The 5,707-nt window shown below is 28.2% G+C and carries 4 protein-coding genes and 1 pseudogene; 1 reads left to right on the top strand and 4 read right to left on the bottom strand.

Features of this window, described 5'->3' with window-relative positions; genetic code table 11:
* The first annotated feature begins 97 nt into the window (after nt 1–97).
* Complete coding sequence (locus ACR0QS_RS10280) at nt 98–3,067, top strand: Eco57I restriction-modification methylase domain-containing protein (RefSeq protein ID WP_432633355.1); 2,970 nt, start codon at nt 98–100, stop codon at nt 3,065–3,067.
* Between the two features lie 65 nt (nt 3,068–3,132).
* Here the strand turns inward: ACR0QS_RS10280 and ACR0QS_RS10275 are convergent.
* From ACR0QS_RS10275 to ACR0QS_RS10260, 4 genes and pseudogenes are all read right to left on the bottom strand, one after another.
* A pseudogene (locus ACR0QS_RS10275) lies at nt 3,133–3,341 on the bottom strand (Txe/YoeB family addiction module toxin).
* The gene (locus ACR0QS_RS10270; RefSeq protein ID WP_432633354.1) at nt 3,338–3,511 is read right to left on the bottom strand and encodes a hypothetical protein; all 174 of its coding nucleotides are present in this window, start codon (nt 3,509–3,511) and stop codon (nt 3,338–3,340) included. The pseudogene ACR0QS_RS10275 and the gene ACR0QS_RS10270 overlap by 4 nt, the downstream one beginning before the upstream one ends.
* A 179-nt stretch (nt 3,512–3,690) precedes the next feature.
* A complete protein-coding gene (locus tag ACR0QS_RS10265; RefSeq protein ID WP_432633353.1) occupies nt 3,691–4,632 on the bottom strand; it encodes an Rpn family recombination-promoting nuclease/putative transposase in 942 nt (313 codons plus the stop codon).
* Nucleotides 4,633–4,997: 365 nt separating this feature from the next.
* Nucleotides 4,998–5,297, bottom strand: coding sequence for a hypothetical protein (locus tag ACR0QS_RS10260; protein ID WP_432633352.1), 300 nt, complete (start codon nt 5,295–5,297; stop codon nt 4,998–5,000).
* Nucleotides 5,298–5,707: the final 410 nt, after the last annotated feature.

The following is a 5,707-nucleotide window of genomic DNA, read 5'->3' as shown; positions in this document are numbered from 1 at the left end:
ATAAATATTTTAAAAATGAATTTATATAACTATTTTAATAAATTTAAAAATTGTAAATAATAAATCTGTGGAAATAATTTTAATGTAAGGATTTTTTATGAATGAGGAAAAATTGAGATTCGACTTAAGATATAAACGGGAAGATTGGGTTGAATATTTGGGAGAGAAATTTAATTATAATGTTGGCGTTATTCCAATCGAAGAAAATATAATTGAAAAATATAGCGACTGTTTGGATAATTCAAGCGGGGATGCTATTGTTTGGCTTGGCAATTTAAATATTGACGAAGAGATTGGAGTTTATGAGATTAAAATTAAAAATACAAAATTAACGACAAGAGTAAAAATTTCTAAAATATGCACGGATGTTATAAGGACAGGAGTCGGCAAATCTTTTGGGAAAGGAATATTTTTTATTTTATATTCTAATGATTCGGACAAAATTGGGAAATATAGAATTTCTTATGTGAAATACGATAAAAAAGTGGACGAAAATTTTGATGTGGAAAAAGATTTGAGCAACCCGAAAAGATTCACTTATTTACTCGGGGAAGGAGCTAAAGTAAAAACGGCGACAAGCAGACTTACAAAAGACGCTTTTACGACAATTAAGAAAATCGAAGAGGCTTTTAGCGTAGAACCCGTCAATAAAGAATTCTATAACGGAATTAAAAAATTGTTTGATAAAATTTATAGAAATGTTTTAAATAATTTTAATGATTGCGAAAATATAGCGAAAGAATTTAGTTTAAGATTTTTGGGAAGGACGCTTTTTTGCTGGTTTTTGAGAGAGAAAGATTTGATACCGAAAGAAATTTTTGACTCGCCAATATTTGAAGAATTAAAAGGAAATTATTACGAGGAAGTTTTGGAAGAATTATTTTTTAATGTTTTGAACGCAAAAATGAACGAAAGAAAAATTGTTGGTAAAATAATTAAAAAATACGAAAAACAAATTCCATTTTTGAACGGCGGATTATTTGCAAAACAAAAAGACGATGATAAAGTAAAAACGATTGACAACGAAATAATAAAAGAACTTTTTGAATTTTTTAGCCTTTACAATTTTACAGTAGACGAAAGCGCTCCGTTCGATGTTGAGATTTCAATCGAACCTGAAATGCTCGGAAGAATATTTGAAAATTTGCTTGCGGAAATTAATCCCGAAACTTCGGCAAGCGCAAGAAAAGAAACGGGAAGTTTTTATACGCCTCGAGAAATTGTCGATTATATGGTTTGCGAATCGATAAAACTTTATTTGAAAAAGAAAGTAAAAGTTGAAGAAAAAAAGATAGAAAATATTTTTAGTATTGAAGATAAAACAAAATGGACGAAAGAAGAAAGCGCCGAAATACTTAAAGCGATTCATGAAATGAAAATACTCGACATAGCCTGCGGGAGCGGAGCTTTTCCAATCGGAATATTGCAAAGAGTTTTTATGATTATTGATAAATTGGATTCAAATCATGAATTCTACAAGGAACTACTTTTAGAAAATATTAGAGGGCAGGCAAAAATAGAATTTGAAAAACTTTACGAATCGAAAAAATTTGACTACGCTTATAAATTGTATATATTGCAAAATATGATTCACGGAGTCGATATTCAGCCGATAGCGATAGAAATTAGCAGGCTTCGAGCTTTTTTATCTTTGATTGTGGAAGAAGAGAAAAACGAGAGAGAAGATAATTTGGGAATAAAGCCTTTGCCGAATTTGGAATTTAATTTTATTTCGGCAAATAGTTTGATTTCGCTTGAAAATAAAAAATCTTCGCAGAGAGAATTTAAAGATAAAAGTATGGACGGATTTATAGAAGATATGCGGAATATTGCGGAACGATATTTTATAGCGGACAGTTTGGAGAAGAAGAAAAGAATAAAGACGGATTTTGAGGCGTTTAAGTATAGATTAAAAAACAATTCGGATGATTTTTTGGAAGAAGAGGATAAGAAAAAATTTTTATCGTGGAATCCTTTTGAAAATAAATCGGCGGAATTTTTTGACAGCGAGCTTCAATTTGGGATAAAGAGTTTTGATATTGTGATTGGCAATCCGCCTTACGGAGCGAAAATCGAGGAGGCGCAAAAGAAAATTTTTAAAGAAAATTATAAAACGGCAAAAACAATAAAAGGCGTTCAAAAAGGTTCGTTAGATACTTATACATTGTTTATTGAAAAAGGATTTGATTTGCTTGGTAAAAATGGAAACTTAACTTATATAGTTCCGATTTCGTTTACTTCGAGTGACTCTTTGTCGGGAGTGCATTATTTATTGGAAAATAATTGCGAAAATATTTGGGTATCTTCTTATGCGGTTCGTCCTCAACCCGTTTTTCAAAATGCAGTCGTTAATACTTCGATTATAGCTTTTGAAAAAACTTTAACGCCTTGTAAAAATATATTTTCTACTAAAATGTATCGCAAAGGAAAAAATTTTAATCTTTCAAGTTTAATAAATAATTTGCAATTTATTGAAGTAAAAGATTTAAAGATGTTCGGCAGAATTCCAAAAATAAGTCTTCCGATAGAAAAAAGCATTTTACATAAAATTTTTAAACAAAAACCGATTAAAGATTTTTTAAAAGATAAAGGAGAAAAAATTTATTATCGTGTTGTTGGCGGTAGATATTTTAAAATTGTTACAAACTATTCTACACATTCTAATAAAGAAACATTTTTCTTTGTAGATAAAAAATATAGAGATTTAATAGGTTGTATATTAAGTAGCAGCCTTTCTTTTTATTTCTATCAAGTATATTCTAATAATTTAAGTTGGACTTTTAGTGATATTAGTTCTTTTACAATTCCATTTGATAATATAAATTCTAAAATAATTAAACAAATTGAAGTTTTATATAAAGAATATTTAAAAGATATTGAAAAAAACGCCAATGTTCGAGCGGTTTCGTCAAAGTCAAAATATACAATGGACGAATTTAAAGAATATAAAATAGGAAAATCAAAACATATTATTGATAAGATTGACAGGTTGATTTGTCCGCTTTATGGTTTGAGTGAGGAGGAGATGGAGTTTATTATTGGTTATGAGTTGGAGTTTAGGGTTTAATTAACGACTACATAATTATTTATCATAATGATATTTACATGAAGTAATAATTAACTTTTCATTTTCTATATGATAAACCAATCTAGTTCCAAATTAATTCTTCTTGAATACAAATCTTTTTTATCGTATTTTAATTTTTCGGGCTTTCCTATTCCGCTATAAGAGTTTTTATTATATCTTTAATTAATTCGTTAATCTTTTTTACAATATTTTTATTTTCGTTAACCCAATAAATATATTCTTCCCAAGCTCTTTCATTAAAAACTATTTTCATTTTTCAAATTCTTCTAATTCTTCGATAGTTTTTGTTATTAATTTGCCGTTATTTTCCATATCGATTGCTTCGTCAAGATATTCGTTGGATTTTATCAATTCTATAACTCTTGTAATATTTTCTTCAGGCATTTTGTCTATAATTTGAATTAATTCTTCTTTAGTCGTCATGAAATTCTCCTTAAATAATTATACAATTTAGAATTATAAAATCAACTATTTATTAATGCTAATTTTTCATTTACTTGATTATTTTTGTTTATGCCTATTTATCCTTGGTATGATTTGAGTGAAGAGGAGACGGAGTTTATTATTGATTATGAGTTGGAGTTTAGGGTTTAGTAAAATATTTAAAGTTTTTCAATTTCTTTTATGGTTAAACCTGTAGCCTTGCTTATTGAGACGTTATCCATGTTCATTTGTTTTAAGGTTTTGGCTATTGAATATTTTTCATTTTTTATGCCTTCAAGTTTTCCTTCTTTTATGCCTTTTTTAATTCCTTTTTTTATTCCTTTTTCAATACCTTCTTTTATTCCTTCTTGTCGTTCTCTGTCCAGCATAATTTTTTGTCCTACTAAAAATGCATCTCGCGCGTCATAGGCTCGCATTAATTTATCGTCAGAAGTAAATCGTTTGTATTCTTTAATAACTTTTGTCATAATCGGATTTGCCTCCTTCAATTCTTTTTCTATAGATTTTAAATTTTTTGTTGTAAAAAATTTCATCCAAGTTAATAGTTTGTTTTTCTTTAATTCGTCTATGGTTGATTTTTCAATTATTTCAATAAATCGTTTTGCTTCGATAACATGCATTTGGATAAAGTCTAAATCTACATTATGGTTTTTCGTGTCGATTAATTTAAAGCATCGGTGTGGTTTACCTTCGTCTCCGAAATCTAAATTAAAGTTAAGTAAATTAATACTTATTATTCCTGAAAGTTGTTTATAATCTTCGCCCTCTTTTAACTCGTTGACGATATTTTTTGAAATATAATAAAAAATTCTTTTAAGAAAATCCATATTTCCGCAAAGTTGAATTTCGATTATTACTATTTGATTATTTTTTGTCTTCGCTTTTATGTCAATGATTGACTCTTTCAAATCAATATTTTCGGACAAATTATAAGGGTCGATTATTTCTAAATCTTTAACTTCTTCAAAATTGAAATCTCTTAAAGCGGCATTAACCATATCTTCAAGCACTTTTTCGTTTCCATTTTTTCCGAGTAGAAATCGGACAAATAAATCATTTAACTTGTTAATCTCTCTATTTCTATTTATTTTTTTCTTCATAAGAATATTATAACAGAATAATTTTATTTGTCAAAAGAATTTTGATTAATTTTATTTATTGATATTGATTTATATTGCTCGGTTTGGATTGCTATGTTTCACAAGTTCATCTCATAATGACAATAATTTTGCATTCTTTCATAAAAAGAAAATATACATAGGTTGATTTGTCCGCTTTATGGTTTGAGTGAGGAGGAGATGGAATTTATTATTGATTATGAGTTGGAGTTTAGTGTTTAGTCGGAATATAAATGATAACACAATGGACTGAAGTCCGCCGTTGGCAAGCAATCCAAATAAAAAATCCCACGCAATTAAGCAATGCCTTTTTATAATTAATTTTTCTAACTATTTTATTTTTATAATTATTGTTTTGTAAATTCGACAATTTCTGTTGATATAGTTCCCATCGAAGCCGCTATGTCTTCACCTTTTTCATTTATAAATGGCTCATTGTCTGCCCCTATTTTATCATATTTGACAGTGCAACTTGATTGGCTATTAAATATAAATTTTCCATATAATTCGTCCTTTACTTGCATATTATCATACCGAAAATAATAATAACTAGTTATATCATTAGTATAAGGGTAAACAATACCGTTGGTTTCAACTTTTCCAGTATAGATATAATCTCGTAAATTAGTAACACCGAGCTTAACCACATGCGGATATGGTTTAGGGTAAAAAGTTACATTTCCATCGCTATCGACTGTGAATTTGAGTTCATAATTTTTATCTTTTTCGTCATAACCTACCCAAGTTCCTTCAAGTTCATGTTTTGGGGTAGGCGGTTTGTAAGGAGGTTTAGAGGATTCTTCATTAGATTCGCAGCTAATTGAAAATAATAATATAAACGATAATAATGCAATTGATAATTTGAACGATAAACGATTAGTTAAAAGCGTAGTATGCCTTCTCTTCTCTTCTCTTCTCTTCTCTTCTCTTCTCTCATGAGAATTTACCTCCGTTAAATAGCTTAAATCCGAATTTTTTCTTTCGGTTTTTTATTTTTTATATGCAAATAATACAATCTTTAAAAATTTTGTCAAGTTTTATATAAAAAATATTTCTT

Source organism: Brachyspira sp. (genome assembly GCF_050873525.1).
GTDB lineage: Bacteria > Spirochaetota > Brachyspiria > Brachyspirales > Brachyspiraceae > Brachyspira.
Note: the sequence above shows the minus strand (reverse complement) of the source record. Positions and strands in the feature narration are given on the sequence as shown.